The organism is Streptomyces canus (assembly GCF_001514145.1).
Classification (GTDB): Bacteria; Actinomycetota; Actinomycetes; order Streptomycetales; family Streptomycetaceae; genus Streptomyces; species Streptomyces canus.
Map to the genome: position 1 here is coordinate 100,208 of NZ_KQ948666.1, position 22,567 is coordinate 122,774.

Annotated in this window: 20 protein-coding genes and 1 pseudogene; 15 read left to right on the forward strand and 6 right to left on the reverse strand. The window is 71.4% G+C overall.

Annotated elements, in window-relative coordinates:
- Positions 1-29: 29 nt before the first annotated feature.
- The 8 genes from AQJ46_RS31130 to AQJ46_RS57400 all read left to right on the forward strand — a co-directional run bounded on the left by AQJ46_RS31130 (position 30) and on the right by AQJ46_RS57400 (position 9,610).
- Positions 30-866 carry an undecaprenyl-diphosphate phosphatase gene (locus tag AQJ46_RS31130; protein ID WP_059208720.1) on the forward strand — a complete coding sequence of 279 codons (837 nt, stop codon included), beginning with the start codon at positions 30-32 and terminating at the stop codon, positions 864-866.
- A gap of 92 nt (positions 867-958) precedes the next feature.
- Positions 959-1,696 carry a FadR/GntR family transcriptional regulator gene (locus tag AQJ46_RS31135; protein ID WP_079072497.1) on the forward strand — a complete coding sequence of 246 codons (738 nt, stop codon included), beginning with the start codon at positions 959-961 and terminating at the stop codon, positions 1,694-1,696.
- On the forward strand, positions 1,693-3,141 hold the full coding sequence (locus AQJ46_RS31140) for an amino acid permease (protein WP_059208722.1): 1,449 nt from the start codon (positions 1,693-1,695) through the stop codon (positions 3,139-3,141). Before AQJ46_RS31135 ends, AQJ46_RS31140 begins: the two co-directional genes overlap by 4 nt.
- A 79-nt stretch (positions 3,142-3,220) precedes the next feature.
- Positions 3,221-4,237, forward strand: coding sequence for an asparaginase (locus AQJ46_RS31145; protein WP_059208949.1), 1,017 nt, complete (start codon positions 3,221-3,223; stop codon positions 4,235-4,237).
- A gap of 115 nt (positions 4,238-4,352) precedes the next feature.
- Positions 4,353-5,762: an aspartate ammonia-lyase gene (aspA, locus tag AQJ46_RS31150; protein WP_059208723.1), complete on the forward strand. Its 1,410-nt coding sequence runs from the start codon at positions 4,353-4,355 to the stop codon at positions 5,760-5,762.
- Between the two features lie 57 nt (positions 5,763-5,819).
- Positions 5,820-6,749 (forward strand): glutaminase, encoded by a 930-nt coding sequence (locus tag AQJ46_RS31155; protein ID WP_059208950.1) that lies wholly within the window; start codon positions 5,820-5,822, stop codon positions 6,747-6,749.
- Between the two features lie 90 nt (positions 6,750-6,839).
- Positions 6,840-8,243 (forward strand): polyprenol phosphomannose-dependent alpha 1,6 mannosyltransferase MptB, encoded by a 1,404-nt coding sequence (gene mptB / locus AQJ46_RS55595; RefSeq protein WP_059208724.1) that lies wholly within the window; start codon positions 6,840-6,842, stop codon positions 8,241-8,243.
- A gap of 11 nt (positions 8,244-8,254) precedes the next feature.
- The gene (locus tag AQJ46_RS57400) at positions 8,255-9,610 is read left to right on the forward strand and encodes a glycosyltransferase 87 family protein (protein WP_059208951.1); all 1,356 of its coding nucleotides are present in this window, start codon (positions 8,255-8,257) and stop codon (positions 9,608-9,610) included.
- A gap of 83 nt (positions 9,611-9,693) precedes the next feature.
- Here the strand turns inward: AQJ46_RS57400 and AQJ46_RS52660 are convergent.
- The 3 genes and pseudogenes from AQJ46_RS52660 to AQJ46_RS31180 all read right to left on the reverse strand — a co-directional run.
- Positions 9,694-10,530 (reverse strand): annotated as a pseudogene (locus AQJ46_RS52660) (D-alanyl-D-alanine carboxypeptidase family protein); the annotation flags it as partial.
- 109 nt (positions 10,531-10,639) lie between these two features.
- Positions 10,640-11,776 (reverse strand): transcription termination factor Rho, encoded by a 1,137-nt coding sequence (gene rho, locus AQJ46_RS31175; protein WP_059208726.1) that lies wholly within the window; start codon positions 11,774-11,776, stop codon positions 10,640-10,642.
- A 240-nt stretch (positions 11,777-12,016) separates the two neighbouring features.
- Entirely contained in the window at positions 12,017-12,844 is an 828-nt protein-coding gene (locus tag AQJ46_RS31180; RefSeq protein WP_059208727.1) for a class I SAM-dependent methyltransferase, read from the reverse strand.
- Between the two features lie 212 nt (positions 12,845-13,056).
- Between AQJ46_RS31180 and AQJ46_RS31185 the strand changes: the two genes are divergently transcribed.
- The 4 genes from AQJ46_RS31185 to AQJ46_RS31200 are packed head-to-tail and all read left to right on the forward strand — an operon-like array spanning position 13,057 to position 16,773.
- Positions 13,057-13,719 carry a YciI family protein gene (locus tag AQJ46_RS31185; protein ID WP_059208728.1) on the forward strand — a complete coding sequence of 221 codons (663 nt, stop codon included), beginning with the start codon at positions 13,057-13,059 and terminating at the stop codon, positions 13,717-13,719.
- A complete protein-coding gene (locus AQJ46_RS31190) occupies positions 13,716-14,057 on the forward strand; it encodes a YciI family protein (RefSeq protein WP_057617697.1) in 342 nt (113 codons plus the stop codon). The genes AQJ46_RS31185 and AQJ46_RS31190 overlap by 4 nt, the downstream gene beginning before the upstream one ends.
- The gene (locus AQJ46_RS31195) at positions 14,054-15,337 is read left to right on the forward strand and encodes an RNA polymerase sigma factor (RefSeq protein ID WP_059208729.1); all 1,284 of its coding nucleotides are present in this window, start codon (positions 14,054-14,056) and stop codon (positions 15,335-15,337) included. The genes AQJ46_RS31190 and AQJ46_RS31195 overlap by 4 nt, the downstream gene beginning before the upstream one ends.
- Entirely contained in the window at positions 15,334-16,773 is a 1,440-nt protein-coding gene (locus AQJ46_RS31200; protein WP_059208730.1) for an MFS transporter, read from the forward strand. Before AQJ46_RS31195 ends, AQJ46_RS31200 begins: the two co-directional genes overlap by 4 nt.
- 265 nt (positions 16,774-17,038) lie before the next feature.
- Here AQJ46_RS31200 and AQJ46_RS31205 read toward each other — a convergent pair whose 3' ends face one another.
- The gene (locus AQJ46_RS31205; protein WP_059208731.1) at positions 17,039-17,446 is read right to left on the reverse strand and encodes a nuclear transport factor 2 family protein; all 408 of its coding nucleotides are present in this window, start codon (positions 17,444-17,446) and stop codon (positions 17,039-17,041) included.
- Between the two features lie 67 nt (positions 17,447-17,513).
- On the opposite strand from AQJ46_RS31205, the gene AQJ46_RS31210 reads away from it, so the two are divergent.
- Both AQJ46_RS31210 and AQJ46_RS31215 read left to right on the forward strand, forming a co-directional pair.
- Positions 17,514-18,077: a PadR family transcriptional regulator gene (locus AQJ46_RS31210; protein ID WP_059208732.1), complete on the forward strand. Its 564-nt coding sequence runs from the start codon at positions 17,514-17,516 to the stop codon at positions 18,075-18,077.
- A 5-nt stretch (positions 18,078-18,082) separates the two neighbouring features.
- Entirely contained in the window at positions 18,083-18,847 is a 765-nt protein-coding gene (locus tag AQJ46_RS31215; protein WP_059208733.1) for a class I SAM-dependent methyltransferase, read from the forward strand.
- A 36-nt stretch (positions 18,848-18,883) separates the two neighbouring features.
- On the opposite strand, the gene AQJ46_RS31220 is transcribed toward AQJ46_RS31215, so the two are convergent.
- Together AQJ46_RS31220 and AQJ46_RS31225 are read right to left on the reverse strand one after the other, a co-directional pair.
- Positions 18,884-20,050 (reverse strand): serine hydrolase domain-containing protein, encoded by a 1,167-nt coding sequence (locus AQJ46_RS31220; RefSeq protein ID WP_059208734.1) that lies wholly within the window; start codon positions 20,048-20,050, stop codon positions 18,884-18,886.
- 111 nt (positions 20,051-20,161) lie between these two features.
- Positions 20,162-21,130, reverse strand: a complete 969-nt coding sequence (locus tag AQJ46_RS31225; RefSeq protein ID WP_059208735.1) for an acetylxylan esterase — start codon at positions 21,128-21,130, stop codon at positions 20,162-20,164.
- 105 nt (positions 21,131-21,235) lie between these two features.
- Here AQJ46_RS31225 and AQJ46_RS31230 point away from each other — a divergent pair.
- The coding region (locus tag AQJ46_RS31230; protein WP_063803864.1) for an 8-oxoguanine deaminase at positions 21,236-22,567 on the forward strand (1,332 nt) is incomplete at its 3' end.

Sequence of the window (22,567 nt, forward strand, 5' to 3'; positions counted from 1 at the left end):
CTGCCTTCCCCTGAGAAGAACTGGATCCCATGAGCGTCATCAGCGTCGGTCAGGCCGTCGTCCTCGGAGCCGTCGAGGGGGTGACCGAGTTCCTGCCCGTCTCCTCCACCGGCCATCTGAAGATCGTCGAGGGCTTGATGAACATCCCCGTCGACGACGACGCCGTCGTCGGGTTCTCGGCCGTCATCCAGGTCGGCGCGATCGCCGCCGTGCTCGTGTACTTCTTCAAGGACATCGTGCGGATCGTCTCCGCGTGGGGGAGAGGGCTGGTCAACAAGGAGGAGCGTTACCACCACGACTACAAGTTCGCCTGGTGGGTGATCGCCGCGACCGTTCCGATCGTCATCGTCGGCCTGGCCGCCAAGCCGCTCATCGAGGGACCGCTCGCGTCCCTGTGGGTGGTCGCGGGCTCCCTGATCGTCGGCAGCGGTGTGATGTGGGCGGCGGACCAGATGGGGCGGCACAAGCGCGGTGAGGACGACACCTCGTTCAAGGACGCGATGCTGGTCGGCAGCTCGCAGATCCTCGCGCTGCTCTTCCCCGGCTTCTCCCGCTCCGGCGCGACCATGTCCACGGCGCTGATCCTCGACCTGGACCGCGTGGCCGCCACCCGCCTGTCGTTCTTCCTCGGCATTCCCGCCCTCACCGGCGCCGGCATCTACGAGCTCAAGGACGCCCTCGGTGCGGGCGTGGGCGCGGCCCCGCTCGCCGTCGGCACGGGCGTCTCCTTCGTCGTGGCCTACGCCTCCATCGCCTGGCTGCTGAAGTTCGTGGCCAAGCACTCCTTCAACGCCTTCGTGGTCTACCGGCTCGTCGTGGGCCTGCTGCTCTTCGGCCTGCTGACCACGGGAACGCTCAGCAGCTGACCGTCGCGGGGGTGCGAGGCGGTTCTACTCCTCGCACCCCCTGCGCCCCGCCCCCTTGACAGCACCCTCTCGCCGCCCGGAGTATCTCTCCCGTGAACCTGTCAGACAGCCGGACAGCCAGTCAGCCTCCGCGTCGCATCAGCGCCATGGAGGCGGTGCTGGCGCATCTGCGTGACGCCATCGAGCGCGGGGAGTACGCCATCGGCGACAAGCTCCCCTCCGAGGCGGAGCTGTGCCGCACCCTGGAGATCAGCCGGCCCGTCCTGCGCGAGGCCCTCAGGGCCCTGCAGACCATGGGCCTGACCGTCTCCAAGACCGGCAAGGGCACCTTCGTCGTGGCCAACGCGGTGGAGGACCCCACCTTCGGCGACTACGCGGCCAGCGACCTCCTGGAGGTGCGCCGCCACGTCGAGATCCCGGTCGCCGGGTACGCGGCCCGGCGCCGCACCCCGGAGAACCTCGACCACCTGGCCCACCTGCTGGACCGGATGGAACGGGAGACCGACACCACGGCGTGGGTCGCGATGGACACCCTCTTCCACCTCGCCGTGGCCGAGGCCGCCCAGAACCCGGTCTTCCGCCGGGTCATCGAGGAGATCCGGGACGCACTGGCGCGTCAGTCGGCGTTCCTCAACGAGCTGGGCGGCCGCCGGGAGCAGTCCAACCGCGAGCACCGCGCGATCGTCGAGGCGCTGATCGACGGTTCCGAGCACGACGCGGTGGAGGCGATGTCCCACCACCTCGACCGCGTAGAGACCACCCTCACCGACATCGTGCGTTCCCCGAACACGGGCACGGACACCCCCACGGAAGGCGAGTCCCAGGCGTGAGCGAGCAGTCCCTGCACGACGGCGTGCAGAAACGTTCCGGCCATGTCGACGCCGGAGACGAGGGCTACAGCAAGTCCCTCAAGTCACGACACGTCAACATGATCGCCATCGGCGGCGCGATCGGCACCGGCCTCTTCCTGGGCGCCGGCGGCCGCCTCGCCGACGCCGGCCCCTCCCTGTTCATCGCCTACGCGGTGTGCGGCGTCTTCGCCTTCCTCGTCGTGCGCGCCCTCGGCGAACTCGTCCTGTACCGGCCCTCCTCCGGCGCCTTCGTGTCGTACGCCAGGGAGTTCCTCGGCGAGAAGGGCGCCTACGTCGCCGGCTGGATGTACTTCCTGAACTGGGCCACCACCGGCATCGCCGACATCACCGCCGTCGCCCTCTACACCCACTACTGGGGCATGTTCTCCGACATCCCGCAGTGGGTGATCGCCCTCATCGCGCTCGCGGTCGTCCTCACCGTCAACCTCATCTCGGTGAAGATGTTCGGCGAGCTGGAGTTCTGGTTCGCCATCATCAAGGTGGGCGCGCTCGTGGCGTTCATGCTGATCGGCATCTTCCTGCTGGCCACCCAGCACCCGATCGACGGCCACCACCCCGGCCCGTCCCTGATCACCGACAACGGCGGCGTCTTCCCCAGCGGACTGCTGCCCATGCTCCTGATCATCCAGGGTGTCGTCTTCGCCTACGCCTCGGTCGAACTGGTCGGCGTCGCCGCGGGCGAGACCGAGAACCCCGAGAAGATCATGCCCAAGGCGATCAACTCGATCATGTGGCGCGTCGGCATCTTCTACGTCGGCTCGGTCCTCCTGCTCTCGATGCTGCTGCCCTGGAACAAGTACACCGCCGGCGAGAGCCCCTTCGTGACCGTCCTGTCCAACATCGGCATCCCGGCGGCCGGCGGAGTGATGAACCTCGTCGTCCTCACCGCGGCCATGTCCTCGCTCAACTCCGGCCTGTACAGCACCGGGCGCATCCTGCGCTCCATGGCGATGTCCGGCTCCGCCCCGAAGTTCACCGGCGTGATGAGCCGCAGCCAGGTCCCCTACGGCGGCATCCTGCTCACCAGCGGCATCTGCGTCCTCGGCGTCGGCCTCAACTACGTGGTCCCCGCCGACGCGTTCGAGATCGTGCTGAACTTCGCCGCCATCGGCATCCTCGCCACCTGGGGCATGATCATGGTCTGTCACCTGCTCTTCTGGCAGAAGACCGAGAAGGGCGACCTCACCCGCCCCGGCTACCGACTGCCGGGATCCCCCTGGACCGAACTCGTGACGCTGGCCTTCCTCGCCTCCGTCCTGGTCCTCATGTACGCCGACGGCGGCGCCGGCCGCACCACCGTGCTGTGCCTCCCGCTGATCGTCGCGGCCCTGGTCGCCGGCTGGTTCGCCGTCCGGGGCAGGGTCTCCCGTACCTCCACCGAGAGTGAGTCCACCGGCGCGTGATCGCTCGCGCGCACACCGAGCCCGAATCGACCGGCACGCACGCGTGACCCGCGTGACGTTCCCGGAGAAGCAGGAAGTGATGCACAGCAGTCCCGTCGCGGCCGCACCCCTGGTCCGTGAACCCCTCCACGCTCCCGTCGCCCACCTCATCCGCGGTGGGCTGATCGAGGGCACCCACTACGGTTCCGTCGTCGTCCTCGACGGCGACGGGGACGTCCGTCTCCAACTCGGCGACATCGAGGCCGCGTTCTATCCGCGGTCGGCGCTCAAGCCGGTCCAGGCCGTCGCCATGGTCCGGGCCGGGCTGCCGCTCGACGGCGAGCTCCTCTCGCTCACCGCGGCCAGCCACTCCGGCGAGGAACGCCACCTCGCCGGGGCCCGGCGGATCCTGGAGCTCGCGGGTGTGTCCGAGGACGCCCTGCGCAACGTCCAGGACATGCCGTTCGACCCGGCCGTTCGGGACGCGTGGATCCGGGAGGGCCGAGCGCCCTCGCGGCTCGCGCAGAACTGCTCCGGCAAGCACGCGGCGATGCTGTACACGTGCGTGCTCAACGACTGGCCTCTCGAGGGGTACCTCGACCCCTCGCATCCGCTCCAGCAGGCGATCGCCGAGATCGTCGAGGACCTGACCGGGCAGCGGATCGCGCGAGTGACCGTCGACGGGTGCGGGGCGCCTTTGTTCTCCGTCTCGCTGCACGGCCTCGCCCGGGCCGCCGCACGGATCACCACGGCGGCTCCCGGTACCCCTGAGGCCCGGGTCGCCGACGCGATGCGGGAGCATGCCGAGATGGCGTCGGGGGCGGGACGGGACGTGGCCGCGCTGATGAAGGCCGTGCCCGGGCTGCTCGCGAAGGACGGGTTCGAGGGCGTTCAGGTCGCCGCGCTTCCGGATGGGCGCGCGGTTGCCGTGAAGATCTCCGACGGGGCGAATCGGGCGCGGGTGCCGGTTGCCGCGGCGGCGTTGGCGTGGGCCGGGGTTTCGTCGGATCTGCTCACGGAGTTCCAGGGTGAGGCGCTTCTTGGAGGCGGCCTTGAGGTCGGGTGTGTGCGGCCCGTGCGTTCGCTGGAGCCGGTTGTTGCCTCGGCGTGCGCCTAAGGGCTCGGGCCGACATGTCGTTGTGCGGCTGCGGGTCGGCTGTGGCTGGTCCCGCAGTTCCCCGCGCCCCTGAAAAAACTCACCTGACCCCCTTCAGACAAGGACCCGTACCCTCATGACCGCCGTCATCCGCCGTGAGCACGATCTGCTGGGCGATCGTGATGTTCCCGCAGACGCCTACTGGGGTGTCCACACCCTGCGTGCCACGGAGAACTTCCCCATCACCGGTACGCCGATCTCCGCCTACCCGCACCTCATCGACGCGCTCGCCGCCGTCAAGGAGGCAGCGGCTCTCGCCAATGAGGAACTCGGGCTGCTGGAGCCCAGGAAGGCCGCCGCGATCGTCGAGGCCTGCCGGGAGATCCGGGACGGGAAGCTGCACGACCAGTTCGTGGTCGACGTGATCCAGGGCGGGGCCGGTACCTCGACCAACATGAACGCCAACGAGGTCGTCGCCAACCGGGCGTTGGAGCTGCTGGGGCACGAGAAGGGGGAGTACTCCTTCCTGCACCCCAACGAGGACGTCAACCTGGGCCAGTCGACCAATGACGTCTACCCGACCGCCGTCAAGATAGCGACGGTGTTCGCGGTACGTGGACTGCTCGAGGCGATGGCCGTACTGCAGGACGCGTTCGCCCGTAAGGCCGTGGAGTTCCGCGACGTGCTCAAGATGGGCCGTACACAGTTGCAGGACGCGGTGCCCATGACGCTGGGGCAGGAGTTCTCGGCCTATGCCGTCATGATTGACGAGGACCGGTCCCGTCTTGACGAGGCCGTCGAGCTGATCCACGAGATCAACCTGGGTGCCACGGCGATCGGGACAGGGCTCAATGCTCCCGTCGGGTACGCCGAGTCGGCCCGGCGCCACCTGGCCGCCATCACCGGGCTGCCGTTGGTCACGGCCGCCAACCTGGTGGAGGCGACGCAGGACTGCGGTGCGTTCGTGCAGATGTCCGGTGTGCTCAAGCGGGTCGCGGTCAAGCTCTCCAAGAGCTGCAACGACCTGCGGCTGCTGTCGTCGGGGCCGCGGGCGGGGCTGGGTGAGATCAACCTGCCGCCGGTGCAGGCGGGTTCGTCGATCATGCCGGGGAAGGTCAACCCGGTGATCCCGGAGGTCGTCAACCAGGTGGCCTTCGAGGTGATCGGCAACGACGTGACCATCACGATGGCCGCGGAGGCGGGACAGCTCCAGCTCAACGCCTTCGAGCCGATCATCCTGCACTCCCTGTCGGAGTCCATCACCCACCTGCGCGCCGCCTGCCTCACCCTCGCCGAACGCTGCGTGGACGGCATCACCGCCAACACCGAGGCGCTGCGCCGTACGGTCGAGAACTCCATCGGCCTGGTCACCGCCCTCAACCCGCACATCGGGTACACGGCCGCCACCGACATCGCCAAGGAGGCCCTCGCCAGCGGCCGGGGAGTGGCCGAACTCGTCCTGGAAAAGGGCCTGTTGCCCGCCGAGACACTTGCCGACCTGCTGCGGCCGGAAGTCCTCGCGGGCAGCGGCTCCGCTCGGGCCTGACGGCGGCCGACCCACCGTGACACGCACCAGGACCGGCCCGGAGGCACAATAGTGATCATGACCACGACGTCGTCGCTCGCCTTCCAGCCGGTCCTGGAACGCATCGCCGAGGAGATCGAACGGACCCCGGGCCGGGGCCGCGCCGCCGACTACATCCCGGCGCTCGCCGCCTGCGATCCGCGCAGCTTCGGCATGGCCGTCGCGGAGCTGGACGGCACCGTGTACGGCGTCGGGGACTGGCGCGAGCCGTTCTCGACGCAGTCCATCACCAAGGTCTTCACCCTCGCGCTCGACCTGGCCCGTGAGGGCGACGAACTCTGGGAGCACGTGGGCCGCGAGCCCTCCGGCAACCCCTTCAACTCCCTGATCCAGCTGGAGTACGAGAACGGCATCCCGCGCAACCCGTTCATCAACGCGGGCGCGCTCGTCGTCACCGACCGCCTCCACAGCCGTACCGGAGACGCGGCGGGCGAGTTGTTGTCGTTCCTGCGCGCGGAGAGCGGCAACCCGGCCATGGACTTCGACGAGGAGGTGGCCGCCTCCGAGTCCGCCCATGGCGACCGCAACGCCGCCCTGGCCCACTTCATGGCCGCGTACGACAACATCGACAACGACATCCCGGTGCTGCTCGACCAGTACTTCCGCCAGTGCTCGATCAGGGCGTCCTGCGCCGACCTCGCCCTGGCCACCACCTTCCTGGCCCGCCACGGCATCCGCGCCGACGGCACCCGCCTTCTCACCCTCAGCCAGGCCAAACAGATCAACGCCATCATGCTGACCTGCGGCACGTACGACGCGGCGGGTGACTTCGCCTACCGCGTGGGCCTGCCCGGCAAGAGTGGTGTGGGCGGTGGCATCATCGCGGTGGTCCCCGGCCGCTGCACCCTGTGCGTATGGAGCCCGGGCCTGGACGAGCGCGGCAACTCCGTGGCGGGGGTGGCGGCCCTGGACAGGTTCACGACGTTGACGGGTCTCTCCGTGTTCTGAGAAACGCGTCCCGCACCCGACCACGCACCGGTCACACCCCGGTCGTCACCTCGTCGCCTTCCAGCCACCCGCAGCTGACACGCTGCCGATGTGTTGGCCAAGGTTCCCGTAGATCTCCGCCGCTGCCAGATCCTCGGTCTGGTCGGCACCGCCTTCCTCGCCGCGGGTGGTGAGACCTCAGGGGCTCTGCCCGTCCGCGAACTCCTCACCCCTGCCTCGCCCCAGGCGGCACTCGGCCTGGTCGGTGCCTACTTCGGCGTCGTCCTGCTGATCGCGGCCTGGCTCCTCCTCGGCCGCCTCGTACGCAGCGCTGAGAAGCGGCCCAGCACGCGCGAGCTCATGGCCGTCCTCGTCATCTGGTCCCTCCCGCTGCTGCTCGCCCCGCCCCTGTTCAGCCGGGACGTCTACAGCTACCTCGCCCAAGGCGCCATGGCCGACGCCCACATGGACGTCTACAGCCATGGCCCGGCCCTGCTCGGCGGTCCCCTCGCGGACGAGGTCGCCCCGATGTGGCGCAACACGGCCGCCCCGTACGGCCCCGTGTTTCTCGGCGTGGCCTCCGCCCTGGCCAAGGCGTCCCACGGCGAACTCCCGGCCGGTCTGCTCGGGATGCGGCTCGTCGCGCTGCTCGGCGTGGCTCTCATGGCGGCGGTCCTGCCGCGCCTGGCCCGCCACAGCGGCGCGGATCCGGCGGCCGCGCTCTGGCTCGGCGCCCTCAACCCGCTCGTACTGCTCCACCTGGTCGCGGGCGCCCACAACGACGCCGTCATGCTCGGTCTGCTCGGCCTCGGCCTGGTCTCCGCACTTGGCCGGTGGCCGGTTCTCGGCGTGGTCCTCGTGACGCTCGCCGCGCTCGTGAAGGCGCCCGCCGCGCTGGGACTTGCGGCGATCGTCGTGCTGCGGATCCGGGCCGGTGACCACCCGGCGAGGGCCGTCCTGACAGCCGTCGTCCCGGCAGCCGCCACCACGGTCGCCGCTACGACCGTCGCGGGCACCGGCTACGGCTGGATCGGCGCCCTCAACACCCCCGTGTCATCCGGGAACTGGGCCCTCACCAGCCTCCTCGGCCGCGCCACCGGAGCCCTGCTGGAACGTCTCGGCAGCGATCTGGCCCCGCTGGCCGTCCCGGCCTGGCATGCCCTTGGCGTCGTGATCGCCGTCGCCGTCATCGGCCGCATATGGCTGCGCCTTCGCCCACGCCCCGTCTACGCTCTGGGCCTGAGCCTCGCCACCGTCGCCGCCCTCGGCCCGGCGATCCGCCCCTGGTACGCCCTGTGGGGACTGTTCCTGATAGCGGCTGCCGCGCCCAGCGCCTCGGTACGGCACCGGGTGGCCGCCGTGACGGGTGTGCTCGCGCTCGCCACCCTCCCGAACGGCGGCCCGGCCGACGCCGGGCAACTCGTCCTCGCCGTCTCCGGAGGCGTCCTCGCCCTGGTCGTGCTCGTCCAGGCCCACCAGACGGCCCAGGCCCCGGTGACGGGACGTACGGCATGAGGACGTACGGCCTGAGGGCGCCGACCACGGATCGTGGCCGACTGCTGCTGGTCCTCGTCGCCGTCGCGGCCGTCGGCGCCTTCACGGCGACCGTGCCGCTCCTGCGCGACTGGTTCGACCTGCGCGTCTATCACGGAGCCGTCGACACCTGGGTCCACCACGGCGGACGGCTCTACGACTACCGGGTGCCGGGGACGGCGTACGGGTTCACCTACCCGCCGTTCGCGGCCGTCGCCATGCTTCCGATGGCCCTGTTCGACCTGCGCACCGCGATCGCGGTGGGCCTGCTGCTCAACCTGGCGGCCCTGGCCGTGGTCGTGCTCCTCCTCACCGGCCGGGCCTGGCGGCGGCACGGCTGGTACGGCTGCGCTCTCGGCGCCTGTGCGCTCGCGCTGTTCGAACCGCTGCGCGACACCTTCAGCTTCGGCCAGGTCAACCTCCTGCTGCTGGCGCTCGTCCTGGTCGACGCGTGGCTGCTCGCGACGGGCCGGGAACGCCGGGCCGGGGTCGGGATCGGTCTGGCCGCCGCGGTGAAGCTCACACCGGCCCTCTTCATCGGCCTGCTTCTGGTCGCCCGGCGCTGGCGCGCGGCGGCGGTCGCCACGGTCGTGGCCCTGGCGGCGACGGGGTTCGCGTCCGTCGTGGCACCGGACGCCTCCCGTTTCTACTGGACCGACGCCCTGTGGGACACGACCAGGGTGGGCCGCCTCGACTATGTCTCCAACCAGTCGCTGCAGGGCATCCTGGCGCGGCTCGGCGAAACGGACCGCACGGTCTGGGCGGTGGCCGTGGTGCTGACCCTCGCGGTGTGGGCGGTACGGGGTCGGCGTGCCGTGGTGGTGGGGGACTGGGCGGCCGCGTTCGCGCTGACCGGGCTGACCGCGTGTCTGGTGAGCCCCATCACCTGGGTGCACCACCTGGTGTGGCTGCTGCCCTCCTTCGCCGTGCTCGTGCGTACCGGGCACCTGCGGATCGCGGGCGCCCTGTACGCGGTGCTGTGCACGAGCGTGGTGTGGTTGTGGTTCGACGACGCGTCGGGCATCGACGGCTTCCTCGGCAGCAACACGTACACCTGGATCACCCTGGGCCTGCTGCTGTGGCTTCCGGTGGGTCAGCCGCGAGTCGCGCGCCCGATCCGGGACCGCAGGGCCACGGCCATGGAACCCGCACCGAGTCCGGCGGCGCCGAGGATGGCCCAGGTCTCCAGCCAGCCAGGCCCGTCGTCGTGTGCCGCGACCGCCGCCGCGACCGGCACGGCGTCGGGCCCCGGCCGCGGTCTCGCCCGCAGTGCGTCCAGCGAGCCCACCGGATCCACCCGCCCCGCCGCGCCGAACCCCCAGTCGAGCAGCCGGCGCGCCTCCTCGTAGACCGCGAAGCCGCCGCCCGACTGAGGGTTCATCACCGTCACGACCAGCATCCGGCCGCCCCGACGGGCGGCGGCGACGAGCGTGTTGCCGGCATGACTCGTATAGCCGTTCTTGATCCCGATCAGCCCGTCGTAGGGCTCCACCCCGTCGGCGCCGGTCAGCAGCCGGTTGGTGTTCCGGATCCCGTACGACCATCCGCCCGGGCCGGGGAACCTCGCCTCGGCCGTGCCGCAGTACCGCGCGAAGTCCGCGTTGCGCAGCCCCGCCCGGCCGAAGACCGCGAGGTCGTACGCGGAGGAGACCTGGCCCGGGGTGTCGTAGCCGTCGGGGGAGCGGACGTGGGTGTCACGGGCGCCCAGGGCACGCGCCTTGGCCTGCATCCGGGCGGCCGTCGTGCGCCAGCCGCCGCTGAGCCTGGCCAGGACGTGCACGGCGTCGTTCCCGGAGTTGAGGAAGACCCCGCGCCACAGGTCGGCCACTTGGTAGGTCCGGCCCTGGGCGACCCCGACGAGACTGCTGCCGGGGCCGATGCCCGCGAGGTCCTCCGCGCCGACCGTATGCCTGAGGCCGCCGGGCAGCACCGGCAGGACGGTCAGGGCGAACAGGGTCTTGAGCGTGCTGGCCGGCGGGAGCCTGCGGTGGGCGTCGTGCGCCGCGAGGACCTCCCCGCCGTGGGCGTCGGCCACCACCCACGACAGCGCGGACACGTCCGGGACCCGGGGCGCGCCCCGGTGCGGCCGGACCTGGGTGCCGGAGTGGTACAGCAGGTCGGGCGAAGCGGCCGCGGCCGGTGCCCCGCCGGGGGCGACGGGGTCGGAGCCCGTGTGCGCGGCCGCCGTCGCGGGGGCGCACACCAGAAGTCCCGTCATGCACAGTGCGCAGGCCGAGACCGCAAACCGGGAGGGAAATCCGATAGTCATACCGCAAAGCTAGGAACGGACCGGCCCTGCATCGCGCTGGCCGGGCCGTGGGGCGGGCGCGAACACCCGGATGCCGCACACCGCCCCGGCGTGTCGCCGAGGGCGCGGGCTATCCGGCGGGCAGCGTCGGCTGGATCCGGCGCAGGAAGGTCGCGTTGTCCGGCGTCTCGCGGATGCGCTCCAGGAGGGTCTCCAGGTTGGCCTGGCCGTCCCGGCTCTGCAGCGCCCGGCGCAGACCGTACACGGTCGCCAACTCGGCCGGAGGCAGCAGGAGTTCCTCGCGGCGGGTGCCGGAGGGGTTGATGGCGACGGCCGGGAAGACACGCCGGGAGGCGAGCTCGCGGTCCAGTCGGAGCTCCATGTTGCCGGTGCTCTTGAGCTCCTCGAAGTAGAAGTCGTCGGCGCGCGAGCCGGTCTCCACCAGGGCGGTGGCGAGGATGGTGAGCGAACCGCCCTCCTCGGCGAGCCGGGCGGCGCCGAAGAACTTCTTCGGCCCGATCAGCGCGGTCGCGTCGACGCCACCGCTGAGGGTGCGGCCGTTGCCGGGGGCCGCGTTGTTGTGCGCCCGGCACAGCCGGGTCAGGGAGTCGAGCAGGATCACGACGTCCTCGCCGGCCTCGACGAGCCGCTTGGCCCGTTCGATCACCAGCTCGGCGAGCGCGATGTGCTGTTTGGGCGTGCGGTCGAACGTCGAGGCGTACACCTCGCCGCGCACGGAGCGCCGCATGTCGGTGACTTCCTCGGGGCGTTCGTCGAGCAGCACCACCATCAGGCGGCACTCGGGGTGGTTGCCGGCGACGGCGGCCGCGATCTGCTGGAGCAGTACGGTCTTGCCGGTCTTGGGCGGGGCCACGATCAGCCCGCGCTGGCCCTTGCCGACGGGTGCGATCAGGTCCGCGACCCGCCCGGTCAGGCCGGACGCCGGATGTTCGAGGCGGATCCGCTCGCGCGGGTGCAGCGGAGTGAGGTCGTGGAAGGCCCGCCGCTTCGTGCCGGGTGTGCCGCCGTTGACCCGGGCGACCTCGGTGAGGGCGCGCTGGGTGCCGCGCACCCCGTCGACGAGATCCCCCTTGCGCAGGCCGAACCTGCGGATCAGCGCGGGGGAGACCTGGAGGTCGGTGGGCGAGGGCAGCAGGCCGGCGGCGCGCAGGTGGCCCTTCCCGCTCGCGTCGATGTCGAGGACGCCGGTGACGGCCCGGACCGGGGGCTGCTGCTGGACTGGAGGGTGTTCGAGAGTGGTGGTCATGGTGGTGTGTCCTTTCGAGGACGGAAGGCATGGGACATGCGCAAGGGAGGGGGGAAGCCGCGAGAGGGAAGGCGGACAGCGCCTTCGGCGGCGGGAAACAGCACCTCGGGTAGGGCAGGGCCACTGATCACGAGGTGGTGAGGAGAAGCCGGTACACCGACCGGCGAACTGAGGAGGAACTGGCACCGGCGCCCACAACAGGGCGTACACAAGTGCTGTTTGCAGAGTAGCACGCGACTGTCAGCGATGGGCCAGAAGTCCGTAGAGAAGTGGGATCCGCGGCTCGGGAAGGCGCCACCAGCCGGACGGCGTGCGGTTCATGTGAGGCCAGCGGGGCCACGGCAGCTCCTCGCTCTCCCGGAGCCGCCGGACACTCAGTCCCGCCCCCGTCAACGCGCCCAGTACCTCACCTATTCCGTGCATCCACTCGTAGCTCTCGGTGGCCCCCTCGACGGGCGGGCCGTCGGTGTAGGTGCGGGTCGCGTCCCGGTGCACGGGCCCCTCACCGCCCAGGTAGTCGTGGCGCAGCAGCAGCTCGGGTCCCTCGCCCGGTGCGGGCTTCGGGCCCAGCGAGTTGAGCAGCGGATGGAACTCGACGACGTACAACAGGCCGCCCGGACGCAGCAGTCGGGCGATCACTTCTGCCCATCGCTCGAGATCGGGGAGGTAACACAGCGCGCCCTTGCCGGTGTAGACGACGTCGAAGCGCCGCCCGCCCAACGCCTCGACGGCGTCGTAGACGTTCGCCTGCACGTACTCGACGGCCACACCCGCCCGCGCCGCGACGCCGGTCGCGGCCGCCACCGACGCCTCCGAGAAGTCGAGCCCCACCGCGCGGGCGCCACGCCGGGCCAGGGCGAGAGTCTCGGTGCCGAGATGGCACTGGAGGTGGAGTACGTCGCGGCCGGTGAGCTCGCCGAGGTCCTCCCACTCGAAGGAGGCGAACCAGCGCTCGGGGTCGAGGTCCTGGTCGAGGCCGTAGAACCGGCTGGCGAGGTGGACGGGGGTGCGGGCGTCCCAGTTGGCCTGGTTGGCCCGCATCAGCCGCGCGTGCTCGTCGGACGTCATGGCACCATCCAACCGCGAACCGGGCCGCGACGCGCCGCATACCAGCTGTACGAACGCCCGATGGCGATGTCATGCACCGCAGCGCCCTCAGGGGCAGCCGACATGAGAGGGCATATCTCCGGCCCCTCATTTTTCGTGCGCGTCGGGTGTCGATTCGGGTCGGTCCTGTTCGTCGGGTGGGTGTAGGAAGCTCATGAGGACCGGGAGGATCCATGAAGTACATGCTGCTCGTCTGCGGCGACGACACCAATGACGCCTCGGGCATGGCCCCTGTCGAACCCTGGGTCGAGGAACTCGGTGACCGTGGCGTACGGCAGCACGGGCACCGGCTCGCGCTGCCCGCCGACGCGGTCACCGTGCGGGTGCGCGGCGGTGAGGTGCTGCGCACCGACGGGCCGTTCGCGGAGACCAAGGAGTACGTCGCCGGCTTCGACATCCTGGAGTGCGACAGCCTGGAGGAGGCGATCGAGGCGGCCGCGAAGCACCCCGTGGCCACGATCGGTGCGATGGAAGTACGCCCGTTCTGGGAGGACGAGGATGCCGAGGGGGAGATCCGCCGGCTCGACACCGAACTGACGGACGCGGCGCGCGCGGGCGACGTCGAGCGGGCGGTCGCCTGCTACGCGCGGGACGCGGAGGTCGTGGAGAACGGCCGACACCGCAGGGGCGTCGAGGCGCTCCGCAAGGCCTGGGAGGCGCTGGGGCCGGTGGCCCGCGAGGTGCTGGAGTTCCGGGTCCACGTCGACGAGAGCATCGCGTTCGGCCACGCCCTCGTCCGCACCGACGGAAACCTGTTGCGCGTCACCACCGGCTACCGCAACGTCGGTCCGCGCTGGCTGATCGTCCACGAGCACGTCACGGAGGCCACGTCATGAAGTACGTCCTGCTGATCTGCACCCCCGTCGGCGGCGCGGAACTGAGCCCCGCCGAGATCGCCGAAGACCCCCGCTTCACCTCCTACATCGAGGAGGTCCGCAGCCGCGACCTCGTCAAGGGCGGCGCCCGTCTGCGTCCCGCCTCCGACGCCACCACCGTGCGCGTCCAGGGCGACGAGGTCCTGCTCACCGACGGGCCGTTCATCGAGTCCAAGGAGTACATCGCCGGCATCGACATCATCGAGGTCGCCGACCTGGACGAGGCGATCTCCCTGGCGTCCCGGCATCCGGCGGCGCTCGGGGGCGGCTCGGTGGAAGTACGGCCAGTGTGGGAGTGACGGCTGAAGAGGCGGTCGCCGCCGCCTTCCAGGAGGAGTGGGGCCAGGTCGTCGCCACCCTGATCCGGGTGACCGGCGACTGGGACCTCGCCGAGGAGTGCGCGCAGGACGCCTTCGCCCAGGCCCTCGACCGGTGGCGGCGCGACGGCGTCCCGCGCCGCCCCGGCGCCTGGCTCACCACGACCGCCCGCCACCGGGCCATGGACGTACTGCGCCGGGAGGCGGTCGGGGCACGGAAACTACGGGAGGCGGCGATGCTCACGGCACCCGAGGAGCCGTACGACGACAGCGGAGTCCAGGACGACCGGCTGCGGCTGATCTTCACCTGCTGCCATCCCGCGCTGCACATCGAGGCCCGGGTCGCCCTGACCCTGCGCACCCTCGCGGGCCTGACCACACCGGAGATCGCCCGCGCCTTCCTCGTCCCCGAGGCGACGATGGCACAGCGCCTGCTGCGCGCCAAGAAGAAGATCCGCAACGCCGGCATCCCCTACCGCGTTCCGCCCGCCCATCTCCTGCCCGAGCGCACGACCGGCGTGCTCGGCGTGCTGTATCTGCTGTTCAACGAGGGGTACGCGGCCACCTCGGGGGCCGATCTCGTACGACGGAACCTGTGCGCGGAGGCGATCCGGCTGGCCCGCGTGCTGGCCCGGCTGATGCCCGACGAACCCGAGGCCCTCGGTCTGCTCGCGCTGCTGCTCCTGCACGACGCCCGTCGCGAGACCCGTGTGGACGCGGACGGCGAACTGGTGACGCTGGAGGCCCAGGACCGCACCGCGTGGGACCACGCAGAGGTCGACGAGGGCGCCGCGCTGCTGGAGACCGCGCTGCGCCGGGGCCGTCCCGGGCCGTACCAGATCCAGGCCGCCATCGCCGCCTGTCACACCACCGCCGCCACGGCCGAGGACACCGACTGGGCCGACATCGCCGCCCTCTACGGCGAACTGGTCCGCCTCGTGCCCTCGGCCGTGGTCCGCCTCAACCGTGCGGTGGCCGTCGGCATGGCGCGGGGCACGGACGCGGGACTGGCCATGGTCGCGGAACTGGAGCAGGAGGGTGAGCTGAGCGGCTACCACCTGCTTCCGGCCACGCGCGCCGACCTGCTGCGCCGCAGCGGCCGTACGACCGAGGCGGCGCAGGCGTACGAGCGGGCCCTGGAGCTGGTGGAGAACGACGCCGAGCGGCGCTTCCTCGAAAAACGTCTCGGGGAGTGTCGATCCGCTCAGCGGCCGTTCGTCGGTGGGGTGAAGGCAACCCCGAGACACCGGAGGTCTCCATGAGCGCCACCGACTCCCGCCGCTGGTACGCCCTTTGTCTGCTCTGTGTCGCCGGCTTCATGGTGATCCTGGACGCGCAGATCGTCGTCCTGGCCCTGCCGTCGATCGCCGACGGCCTCGGGTTCTCGGCGAGCGGCGCTCAATGGGTGATGAGTGCCTACCTGCTCAGCTTCGGCGGACTGCTGCTGCTCGGCGGCCGGGTCGCGGACCTGCTGGGCCGCCGCCGGGTCTTCATGACCGGCACGCTGCTGTTCGGGCTCTCCTCGCTGCTGTGCGGGTTCGCAGGTACGGCGGCTGTGCTGGTCGCCGCGCGTGCCGTGCAGGGCGTCTCGGCCGCTGTCATGGCGCCCACCGCGCTGTCGATCCTGCTGAACACCTTCGAGGAGGGCCCCGAGCGCAACAAGGCCCTCGCCCTGTGGTCCGGCAGCGGCGGCTTCGGCGCCACCGCCGCCCTGCTGATCGGCGGCCCCCTCACCGACGTCCTCGGCTGGCAGTGGGTCTTCTTCCTCAATGCACCCGTCGCCCTGGCCCTGCTGGTCCTGAGCCCGCTGCTGCTGCGCGAGAGCCGCACCGAGGCGCGCACCCGCGCCTTCGACCCGATCGGCGCCCTCACCGCCACCGGCGCCCTGGTCGCCTGTGTGTACGCCGTCGTCGAGGCACCCCGCGCCGGATGGCTGTCGCCGCGGACGACCGGCCTGCTGGCCCTCGCCGTCGTCCTCGCCCTCGTCTTCCTGCGCACCGAGTCCCGGACCGCGGCCCCGCTCGTCCCCCTGCGCCTGCTGCGTTCCAGGACGGTGAGCGGCGCCAACCTGATCGTGTTCCTGCTCGGCGCCACCGCCTTCGGGATGTCGTACACCCTGTCCCAGTACGGCCAGGGCGTCCTCGGCTGGTCGCCGCTGCGCTTCGGCCTCGCCAACGTCGTGATGCCGCTGGGCGCGGTCGCCGGGTCGTACGCCGGACAGGCCCTGGTCACCCGGATCGGCGCCCGCCCGGTCGCCGTGGGCGGGCTGACGCTGTGCGCACTCGCCGCGCTGCTGCTGGCCGGGGTGCCGGTGGACGGCGGCTTCCTGCGCGACCTGCTCCCCGCGCTGCTGCTCTTCGGGCCGGGCGTCGGAGCCTGCGCGGTCGCCGGGTCCATCGCCGCCCTGACCGGCGTCGGCGAGCGGGACTCGGGAGTCGCCTCCGGCATCCAGACGGCCGCGTTCCAGATCGGCGGGGCCTTCGGGGTCGCCGTCGTCACCTCCGCGAGCGTCTCGCACACCGTCGGCACCGAGCGACTCGCCGCCCTGACGGCGGGCCATCAGGCGGCGTTCACCGCGTGTGTCGCGCTCGCGGTGGCGGGCATCGCCTGCGCGTCGGTACTGCTGCGCACGCCGCGCAGCAGTACTGCGGAGCCCCTGCCGAAAGCCGCGGTCACGCGCGGTCGAGTGCGTTCGTGAGGCGCCACCTCGTCCGGTTTCATCGCGAGGTGCGCCCTCACGAGGACCGGGTTCGCGGAGGCCATCAGCGGGGTCTCGATGCAGCCGAGGTGGACGTAGTCGACGAGGCCGTGCACGACGTCCAACTTGCCCGCGAGCGAGGCCCAGTGGTCGAGGCGCTGACGGTCGACGGGCTCGAGACCCCCTCACCGTCGGCACCACCCGCACGGGTGCACTCACCCTGACCGTCGCGGGGGCGGAACCCCCGAGTTCAGAACCCCTGCGCTCAGGAGGCGGACGCGGCCCGTGCCTCCGCCTCCTTCGCGATCTGATCGAACCGCGCCCCCATGGCCGCCGCCAGGGCCTGCGCGCCCGACAGCGGACGGACCATCACCATCGGCCGGTCGATCAGGCCGCTCTCGTCGAGGTGGATGAAGTCGCAGCCGTCCAGCGCCCGTTCGCCGACCCGGGTCGCGAACACCAGCGCGTGGTCGCGGCCGTCCTCGCTGCTCAGCTCGCTCACATAGCGGAAGTCCTCGAAGACCTTGACGACAGTGCCCAGGATCGCCGCCGTGATGGCCTTGCCCTCGTACGGCTTGAACACCACCGGGCTCGTGAAGACCACGTCCTCGGCCGGCAAGGCCTCGACGGCGTCGAGGTCGCCCGCTTCGACCGCTTCTCGGAACGCTCGCATCGAACCTTCAAGTCAATTTGTTGAGTAGGTGTGGAGTAGGTTAATCACCTGCTGCCAGCGGGTCCATATGTCGCTCAAGTACGCCGTCCTGGCGGCCCTGCTGGAGGGCGAGTCCTCGGGCTACGAACTGTCCAAGGCCTTCGATGTCTCGCTGGCGAACTTCTGGCCCGCGACACCTCAGCAGCTCTACCGTGAGCTGGAACGACTGGCGGGGGACGGGCTGATCGAGGCCCGCGTGGTGCTGCAGGAACGCCGGCCCGACAAGCGGCTGTTCACCCTCACCGAGACCGGCCGGCGCGAGCTGAGCGCGTTCGCCGCCGAACCGCCCCGCAGACCGGCCGCCCTCCGCGACGAGTTCCTGATCAAGATCCACGCCATGGACGGCGTCGACCCCGAGGCCACCAGGGCGCTGGTCGAGGAGCGCCTGTCCTGGGCGCGCGGAAAACTCGCCCGCTACGAGCGCGTACGGGAGCGGCTCCTGGACGGCCGGACCGAAGAGCGCGGTCTCGCGGAGGCCGAGCGGATCGGCCCCTACCTCACGCTCCTGGGCGGAATCACCCTCGAAACGGACATCATCCGCTGGTGCGAGCGCGCTCTTGCCATTCTGAAACGCCGCGCTCCCCTAAGCTGACGCGGATGTTCAGCCCAGAAGGCCCCAGCCTCCGAGAACTCGCCGTCCAGGCGCTGTCGTCCGTCGAGCGCGGCTACGACCTGCTCGCCCCCAAGTTCGACCACACCCCCTTCCGTACGCCGGACTCGGTGCTGGACGCGGTCGCGTCCGCGCTGCGCCGCATGGGCCCCTTCGACGCCGGGCTCGATCTGTGCTGCGGCACCGGCGCCGGAGCCCGGGTGCTGACGCGGGTCTGCCGGGACAGCGTGACCGGGGTCGACTTCAGTGCCGGGATGCTCGACGTGGCCCGGAAGCGGACGCGGTCCGGGCGGCCGCGCGTGTCCTGGGTACGGGGTGACGCGCGCGCCCTGCCGTTCGCCCCCGCCTCCTTCGACCTCGTCGTGAGCTTCGGGGCCTTCGGTCATTTCCTGCCGGCCGAACTGCCCGGCCTGTTCGCCCAGGCCCGCGAGGTGCTCCGGCCGGGCGGCACGTTCGCCTTCCCGGTCGTCGCCCCACCCCGCCCCTCGTCCCCCGCCTACTGGATGCTCCTCGGTTTCGACGCCGCGATGCGGGTGCGCAACGCCCTCTGGCGGCCGCCGTTCGTCATGTACTACCGGGCCTTCCGGCTCGGGGACGTACGACGGGAACTGGAGCGGGCCGGCCTTCGGGTGGAGTTGCACGCCCTGCCCGAGTTCGGTGTGCGCCGGGACGGCAGCCCACGGGTCCGGATGGTCGTGGCGAGGCGTCCGGTCCAGGCGGTCCGGAGGTCCGCCGTGTCCGGGTCGTCGTGAACCTTCGCGGACGTCCCGCTGTCACAGCGCGCTGTCTCACAGCGCGCTGTACAAGGCGTCGATCAGCGCCATCTTCCGGGGATCGTCGGCTATGTGAGGACCCATCCGGTTCATCACATAGCCCAGTGAGACCCCCGCCTCCGGATCGGCCAGACCGCACGATCCGCCGAAGCCGTCATGTCCGAAGGCCCGCGGATTCGGCCCGTACGAGCCGTTCGGTCCGCTGAGCCACAGGCCGAGCCCGAGCTCCGTCTCGCTGTCGAGCCCCGCGCCCAGCACCAGGTCGCGGCACCTGCCCTGGCTCTCGCGGACCCGCTCGGCGGCCTCGGCGGACAGGACCCGGTGGCCGCCGTGGGCACCGCGGCCCGCGAAGATCCCGTAAAGCGCGGTGACGGCCCGGGCGGTGCCGTGGCCGTTCGCGGCGGGGATCTCGGCGGCTCGCCACTCGGGCGTGTTCGCCTCTGCGGCTCCCGCCCCGGGGTTGGCCAGCGCGGCGATCGCCGCGGGCGCCAACTGGGCGAAGATCGCGGCCTGTTCGCTTGCCGACGCGGCCGGCGGATGCACCAGCTCGGCGGCCCGCCCGGCCTCCTTCTCCGGCAGCCCGATGGTGAAGTCGATGCCGAGCGGCCCCGTCACCTCCCGCTCCAGGAAGGCGCCCGGCAGCAGCCCCGAGACCCGCCGGACGACCTCCCCGACCAGGAAGCCGTACGTGAACGCGTGATACCCGGAGACCGTGCCCGGCTCCCACCAGGGCTCCGTCGCCGCGAGCCGCTCCGTCGTCAGCTCCCAGTCGAAGAGCTCGGCGAGGGAGTGGGGCTCGCGCAGCCCGGACAGCCCGGCCCGGTGCGACAGCAGATGCCGTACCAGCACCTTCTCCTTGCCCGCGGCGGCGAACTCCGGCCAGTAGGCGGCCACTGGGGCGTCGAAGTCGAGCAGGCCCCGGTCGGCGAGGATGTGGGCGCACAGGGCCGTCGGGCCCTTCGTCGTCGACCACACGTTGACCAGCGTGTCGCGCTCCCAGGGGCGGGTGCGGGCCGCGTCGGCCCAGCCGCCCCACAGGTCCACGACCGTCTCGCCGCCGACCATGACGCTCACCGCGGCGCCCAGCTCGGCACGGTCCTGGAAGTTCTCCTCGAACGCCGTGCGCACTGCCGTGAAGCGCTCGTCGCAGTGGCCGTGGACAGGTGGCTGGTGCTCGGACATGGGCCCTCCGTCGTCGCCGGAAGCCCGGACCGCGACACTGCGATCCGGGTCTCCCGAACGTACCGACTGGTCGGACTGGAGGGAAGGTTCAGGCGGGACTTCGGACAGGACTCAGGCGTAACTGCGCAGCCAGCCGAGCTTCGTCGCCTCCTGGTAGGGGCCGCCGCCCTCATGGTCGTTGAAGTCGTAGACCTCGATGGCCTTGTCGTCGTGGCCCCAGGCGTTGAAGGCCGCGAAGACGGTGGAGGGCGGGCAGGTCTGGTCCTCCAGGGCCGCCGAGAAGAGCGCCGGCGCACGGCCGCGGCTCGCGAAGTGCACGCCGTCGAAGTAGGCGAGGGTGCCGAGGACGTCCTCGGAGCGGCCGCGGTGCGTCTTGAGGTAGAGGCCGATCTCCCGGTACGGGTGACGGTCCGTCACGGTCGCCGCGCGCGGGAAGTCGCACAGGAACGGCACGTCCGGGGCGACCGCCGCCAGATCCGGGACCAGGCCGCCGACCGCGATCGAGATGCCTCCGCCCTGGCTGCCGCCGAGCACGACCGTGCGCGCGGGGTCGGTCAGCGGGTGCGAACGGGCCGCCTCCACCGCACGCACCGCGTCCGTGAACACCCGGCGGTAGTAGTAGTTCTCGGGCGCGTCGATGCCCCGCGTCATGAACCCGGGATACGCGGGCGCGCCGGCCACCGGGTCCGCGGTGCCGCCACCGCCGCCCCAGGCACTGCCCTGACCACGGGTGTCCATCACGAAGTGGGCCCGGCCCGTCGACGCCCACAGCAGATGTTCGTGCGGCAGACCGCGCCCGCCGCCGTACCCGATGAACTCCACGACCACCGGCACCGGGGAGGAGACCTCGGCGGGGATCGTGAACCAGCCCTTGACCGGGTGGCCGCCGAACCCGGCGAACGTCACGTCGTACACCTTGACCGTGGTCAGGCCCGTGTCGACGAGGTCGAAGCGGGCGTTCAGGTCGAACTCGCGGGCCTCCTGAAGGGTCTTGGACCAGAACGCGTCGAAGTCCTCGGGCTCGGTGGACTCGCTGCGGTACTCGCGCAGCTCGTCGATGGGGAGGTCGAACAGGGCCATGTAGGACCGCCTTTGCGAAAGGGACAGTGCCGGATGATCACACCGTACGTGCGTGGTCGGACGACTCGCCAGGCCTTTGCCGTGTCGGCTGGCTACCATGACGCCATGTCGACAGCCGTGGATCTGCTGGTCAAGGACGCCGGACTGCTGGTCGTGGACGGCGAGCGGGAGATCGCCGGCGGCTGGCTGGCCGTCGTGAATGGTCGGGTCACCGCCGTCGGCTCCGCGGGCACCGAACCCGAGGCCCGGACGACCCTCTCGGCGGCCGGCCGCCTCGTCACCCCGGGCCTGGTCAACACGCACCACCACATCTACCAGAACCTCACCCGCTCCTACGCCCCCGCCGTGAACGGCTCCCTCTTCGACTGGCTGACCACCCTCTACCCCCTGTGGGCCGCTCTCGACGAGGAGGCCGCCTACGTCTCGGCGTACGTCGGCATGGCCGAGTTGCTCATGGGTGGCTGTACGACGTCCTCGGACCATCTCTACGTCCATCCGCGTCCCCTCCTCGTCGACGCGGAGATCCGCGCCGCCCGGGACATCGGCTTCCGTTTCCACGCGACGCGGGGTTCGATGACCCGCTCGGTGGAGGACGGCGGGCTCCCGCCGCGGAGCGTCACCCAGACCGAGGAGGAGGTCCTCGCCGACAGTGAGCGACTCATCAAGGCACACCACGACGCCTCGCCGGGCGCGCTCATCAGGGTCGCCCTCGCTCCCTGCTCCCCGTTCTCCGTCACCAAGGAGCTGATGACGGCGACCGCCGAGCTCGCGGAGCGCTACGACGTCCGGCTGCACACCCACCTCGCCGAGGACCGCGACGAGGACACCTACTGCCTCGAGACGTACGGCTGCCGGCCCGTCGAGTACTTCGAGGAGACCGGCTGGATGAGCGACCGTACCTGGGTCGCGCACTGCATCTACCCGAACGACGCCGAGCTGCGTCGCCTCGCGGCCGCGGGTGTCGGCGTGGCCCACTGTCCGAGCTCCAACATGCTCATCGGCGGGGGGACCGCGCGGGTGGCGGAGATGCGCGAGCTCGGGATGCCGGTCGGTATCGGCTGCGACGGCTCGGCCTCCACCGACCACGCCTCGCTCTGGATGGAGACCAGGGGAGCGCTGCTGCTCGGCCGTTACCGGGGCGGACCCGGCGCGATGACCGCACGCGACGCGCTGGACCTCGCGACCAGGGGCTCGGCCCGCTGCCTGGGCCGCGCGGACGAGATCGGTCACCTGCGCCCGGGGGCCTGCGCCGACCTGGTCGTCTGGGACCTGCACGAGGTGGCGCTCGCGGGCGCGCTCACCGACCCGGTGGAGGCGTGGCTGCGCTGCGGTCCGGCCCGCGCCTGGACGACGGTGGTCGGCGGACGCACCCTCGTGGACCGGGGCGAACCCGTGCTGCCGGGTCTGGCGGACGCACTGCGCACGCACGGGACGATT